We start from the raw sequence: 5,102 nt of genomic DNA on the forward strand, positions 1-5,102 counted from the left end.
GTGGCGGAGGGCTGCGCGGCCGCGACGCCGCTGGCGGAGACCGCGACCGTCATCGCTGCGGTGGCGGCGAGCAGGCGCGGAGTGAGGCGGCGAACCTGGTCGATGGATGTGTGCACGGTTTCTCTCTTCTTCGGTGGGGTCCAGCGGATGTGCCTGGTCATAAGGGGTCAGCGCGGGACGATGGCGGAGATGAGCGTTGTGCCGTCCTGCTGCTCGGTGGTGGTGATCCGTTGGCGGCTCATGCGGCCGTCGATGCCGGGTCCGCGTTCGACGACGGTGACGTCGTAGATCCCGGCGTCGATCGGGTCGGCCAGGACACAGAACTCGATGTCGGGTTCGAGCTGGTCGATCCCCTGCTGGAGTCTCTGCGCGGACGCCATCACCGCGTCCGGTGCACCTGCTGCGCGGGCTGCGGCACCGTCGCGGTCGAAGTAAAAGGCCTTCTCGAACCGCCAGATCGCCACCGCGCCAGGGTCGTCACTGTCTTCGGTGACCGGGTCACCGTCGGCTTGGCCCTTGCACCAGGTGACATCGGCGGCGGCGGCACCGGCGGCAGCGGGGGCCGCCGATGTGGGAAGGGTTGTGGTGGTGACGATGTCGGCGGGAAGCAGAGCGGCAGGGGCCTGCGGTTCGTCACCGACACCGGTGAGGACCAGAGCTGCTCCCAAGCCTCCTCCGACCAGGACCGTGAGGGCAATCGTGACGGCGACAGCGGCGCGGTGGCGTCGCCACCACGACCGTGGGGGCGGCGTTTGCGCGGTGTAGGGGCCTCCAGCGCGAAGTAGAGAGGTCCGTTCGTCGAAGGAGCTGTATCCATCCGCTGGCCGGGCGGAGCCCATGTCCTCCGCAGAGTCGCCAGCGAACCAGTCGTCGTCGGGATCGACGTCGGTGTGGTGCTGGTCGGTCAGGACGGTCAGTCTGCGCTCGGACGCTGCAGCGGCAGTCTCTGTGTCGGCGACGACAGGGTCGGCGAACCAATCATCGGAGCTGTCGTCGGGGGTCTCTCGAGGTGCCACAACAGGGCCTTTCCGAGTGTCGAAGTGCAGGAACGGGATCGAACCTTCGGATACAGCCCGCCCACCGGTGGTCGGGCTGCACCCGGAGATCAGATCGCGAGGTTCAGGCCTGCCAGGGCAGCGTTCGCCTGGTCGAGAACCGGTGCGACGGCAGTGCTCACCGCGGCGACGGTGTCAGCCACAGCGGGCTGCTCGAGCACTGTCGAGGTGAACTGCGTGGCCTGCTCGAAGGCCGGTTCGGTCCACACCGGGGCGTCGACGGCGCTCTGAACGCTGGGGGCATCCAGTGCCAGCGGCGCGGCGGTGACCGGCGGGGCCGGGGGTGCCGGGACGGCCTCGCGTGCCGGGAGCGGGGCGGGCTCTTCGATGATCTGCTGCTCACCGCCGAGGACGGTGGCACCGAGGACGCCACCGATCGCAGCGCCTGCACCGGTCAGACCGACAACGATCGGTGCCGACAGGGCTGCGCCGACGCCTGCTCCGGCGAGTGCTGCTGCGCCGGGGATGAAGACCCAGCCGACCGGTCCGCCCCAGACGATGGCTCCGGTGCCGGTGGTGGCAGCGACGCCGAGTCCGCCGCCGATCGCAGCGGCGGTACCGGTGATGACTGCGGCCGGGACGGCGGATGCGGCGAGGCCGGCCGCGCCACCGGCGACGACGCCGGTGATGGTGCCCGCAGCGATACGGTCCGCGCGGGACGCGTCGGCGAATCCGTTGTCCACGAGCCAGTTTCCACCGTCGGCCTGAATAGCGGCTCCGGTGTTGTTGAACTGCTCTACCAAGTTCGGATCGAGCAGGTTCGGGTCGTACGGCACGAGTTCGCCGCCGACGAGGACATAGCCCTCGGGTGCGTCGATCGGCGCAATGACCTTGCGCTGCACGGTCGGAACCGGCGGCGGGGTCGGCGGGGCCGCTTGCAGGGCGGGCGGTGCGTCGGTCGGTGCGGCCTGCGGCGCGGGGGCGGGCGCAGGCTCATAGTAGGTGTTCTGGTACGACGACTGCTGGTTGCCGGACCGGTAGTCGTTGTAGCTACGCCATTCGGTCTGCTGCACCTGGGGTGAGGCCTGGTAGCCGGGCAGGAACTGGCGTTCCTGGGTCGGCGCGGGCGGCGGCGCGACGGGGGTGGTGTCGGTGGTTCCGGACTGTGCGGTGTCGGGTGCGGTCACGAAGTCCTGTGGTGCTGCGTGTGCGGTCGCGGTGCCCCACGCGAGGGCGACGGCCACGGGAACGGCAGTGAGAACGAGAGCCCGGTCCCTGCGGCGGCGGTGACGCCCACCGATTCCTTGCTGAGGAGACATGAGTGGTGTGCCTTTCGTAAGCCGCTGTGATGCAGCGGTATTGGGTGATGTGTGACAGGAGTGGTTGATGGTGGAACCACCACTGTCCGCGCTGGGGAACGACCGAAAACGAGGGTCAGCCTTCGGGTGATCCCTCAGCGCGGACGGCGGGTGATGCCTTGGGAGTGGATGCCAGCGGGCGTCCGTTGCACGCTGGCATCCACGAGCTGTCAGCCCAGCAGGCCGAGCTAGAAGCGAAGTTTGCGAGACAAGCCGAGGAAGCTGCGTATTCCTTTCTGGTAGCGAGTGATTGGGTCAACAACCGGCAGGTTCGTGCGGTTCGGCACATGATGAGTGAAGCGTTACCGTACGACCCTCGTGCCGGGTCACCAGATGAGAGTGAGGGGCAGCCTCAACAGGAAACATGCCGGGCTCCATCTCAGGATTTTTCTTCGTGGCAAGGAGCTTGAGCTGGCGTAGATGTGCAGATCGAGCTCCCAGTCACTCGTGGTGAAACGTGGCGGCCTGGCCCCGGGCGGTGGGGCCAGGCCACCACGTCCTGAAACCGGCACTTGTTGGGCAGGTGCCGATTTCAAGCATTAGGCTCGTCAGGCGACGTGCTGGAGGTCAGAAAAGTTCGGCTGTTTGAATTGGCTCGATCGAGATGGCCACTGTGTCAGGATCTGGCCCGTGGATTCGTCGATCTCTTGGTGAGGCCGATCGCGGTCGTGCCCACCGTCGAGTGAGCACGCGACGAGGCCGATGCCGGCGACCGTGGTGAGGGAGGCGCACGGAGTCGACTCTGTGTAGCCGTGAGGGGGCATGGGGGCGGGTCGAAATCGTAACGGTTGAGGTTTCAGCAGCGATGTCATAGGTGCTCCAGTCGTGTGGACTGCGCTGTGCACCTAGGCTGGTAGGCCTGTGAGTGCGGTGCGTTCAGGCGCAGTTGTCATTCGCAGATACGGGACCCCGGGGCGTTCGGACGCCAATCACTTGCGCACCCGGGGTTTCTCTTACTTTGCTTCTGCCCCTCCTTCGATCAGGGGCGTCGCCACCTCCACGTTCGGGACTGTGGAGGGCAACTGCCTGTCCTCCAGGTCAAGAAAGCGGTTCGACCTATCACGACATTTGCATCGTTTAAGGTCATGCACAGATTAGACCTTAGTGGAGGTGCGGCATGGTGTCTAGCAATGAACGGAATGCGACAGTGAGTCGACGCGTCTTGCGGGGGTTCGACCCGGCACGGCTGACGTCGCTGCGTGAAAGTAGAGGCATGAGCCGGGCGGATCTCGCGCGAAAGTCCGGGCTCGGAGGTGCCACCGTCCAGCAATGGGAATCCGGCACGCGGAGTCCTCAGGTCGATACCTTGGCCCTTGTTGCGAAGACCCTGGGCCTGCCCATCGGTGAGCTTGTCGACGTCCCCCGGGATCAGCGCTTCCCTGGAGATTGGCGCGTCCTTCTCGGGCTTACGCAGCCGCAGCTGGGCCAGCAGGTGGGTATCAGTACGTCGATGATTGCCCGTATCGAGCGCGGCGAGGTGAAGTTGACCGATGAGAATGCTCGCCGCCTTGCTGCGGCGCTCGAGATCGGGATCGATGAGCTCGTTCGCAGTTACGAGCGTGCGCGAGACCGGCCGGCTGGCGTTCAGGCGTGACGAGGCTCGCCAGTTCCTGAATCGGCAACGTCGTTGAGTCGACGTCGTGGACCGCAGCGACGGTGAGGGTGGCGCGGCGGGCATCGGCATGAGTGCAGTATGTACCGGCGATCGAAAACAGAGCAACTTAGAAGCAAAATTTTTGCAAATTAGACGGGTTCGTAGCGACAACCTCGTAGTCCTGAGCTGCTTCTATGTCCATCCGGTACATTTACTTGGGAATTGCGATTTTTTTGCTTATCGGACATAGGATGCAGTAATGCAGGAAACAGACGACCTGGCCCGTTTTGGCAAGGTGGTGGCGGCGCGGCGGGCAAGGCTTGCGTTGACTAGGTTCGAGGTCCGTGATGCTGGTGGACCGTCGGACACCACACTTGGCAACATCGAAAACGACACTCTCGGTCGGGCACCCAGTCCGGCTGTGCTCAGGAAACTCGACCAAGGGCTGCGGTGGAGCAAAGGGAGTGCAGCTGCCGTTCTCGCCGGTGGCGATCCTGTCCCTCTGGAGAGCCTGTCGAACAGAAACTCCAGATCGAGCGGTGCCGCCGCCGAGCCGGATGCGATTGTGCTTCCTCTGGACGAAATCAACAATCTGTTCGGGCTGCACCGGCAGCTCAATGCCGCGCACGAGAGCTGTCGTGGCGCGGATCCTCCTCTAGAAGAATTCGACCAGGTCGTCGGGGGATTCAACGCCTTTGTTTCCCGCGTAGCCGGGCGGTATGCCACCGCGGTCTTGGAAAGAAGTGGGGGCCCTGGGAGAACCCTCCCTCCGATGGCGGAGATGGCCTTCGGCCCCCTCCTCGATAAACCCGCCGCCGACTACGACCCGGTCGAGCGCGAAGAGCAGCTCTACCGCCGCTGGCTGGCTGGGCGGCACGACGACATCGACGACGAGCTGGACGCGAGGTTCCAGGAGCGATGGGCGGAGCGCGAGTGAAGCAGTTGAAGTTGCGCAAAAAATGGGCAAGGGTGCTTGCTCGGGACCAAGCCTCTCGTAGTGCTCCGCGGGGAGAGAACGTTCGGAAGGAACAGACCACAATGGACAGCCAGCTACCGCTACACGATCGAATCAGCAGGCTATTCGGGGGCTTCCGACATCTGGGGACACTCGATGATCTGGACCCGCAGGTCGCGGCGCATGTGAGCAAGAGCGTC

4 protein-coding genes are annotated in these 5,102 nt (G+C 65.2%); 2 read left to right on the top strand and 2 right to left on the bottom strand.

What is annotated here, in order from left to right; all coding sequences use genetic code 11:
* Positions 1 to 167: 167 nt before the first annotated feature.
* Complete coding sequence (locus A2J02_RS14665) at positions 168 to 1,016, bottom strand: hypothetical protein (RefSeq protein ID WP_051364806.1); 849 nt, start codon at positions 1,014 to 1,016, stop codon at positions 168 to 170.
* 89 nt (positions 1,017 to 1,105) lie between these two features.
* Positions 1,106 to 2,314, bottom strand: coding sequence for a hypothetical protein (locus A2J02_RS14670; protein WP_068050844.1), 1,209 nt, complete (start codon positions 2,312 to 2,314; stop codon positions 1,106 to 1,108).
* 1,156 nt (positions 2,315 to 3,470) lie between these two features.
* On the opposite strand from A2J02_RS14670, the gene A2J02_RS14680 reads away from it, so the two are divergent.
* Entirely contained in the window at positions 3,471 to 3,947 is a 477-nt protein-coding gene (locus A2J02_RS14680; RefSeq protein WP_082898795.1) for a helix-turn-helix domain-containing protein, read from the top strand.
* A 259-nt stretch (positions 3,948 to 4,206) separates the two neighbouring features.
* Positions 4,207 to 4,884, top strand: a complete 678-nt coding sequence (locus tag A2J02_RS14685) for a helix-turn-helix domain-containing protein (protein WP_068050846.1) — start codon at positions 4,207 to 4,209, stop codon at positions 4,882 to 4,884.
* Positions 4,885 to 5,102 lie beyond the last annotated feature (218 nt).

The organism is Rhodococcus sp. EPR-147 (assembly GCF_001647185.1).
GTDB lineage: Bacteria > Actinomycetota > Actinomycetes > Mycobacteriales > Mycobacteriaceae > Rhodococcoides.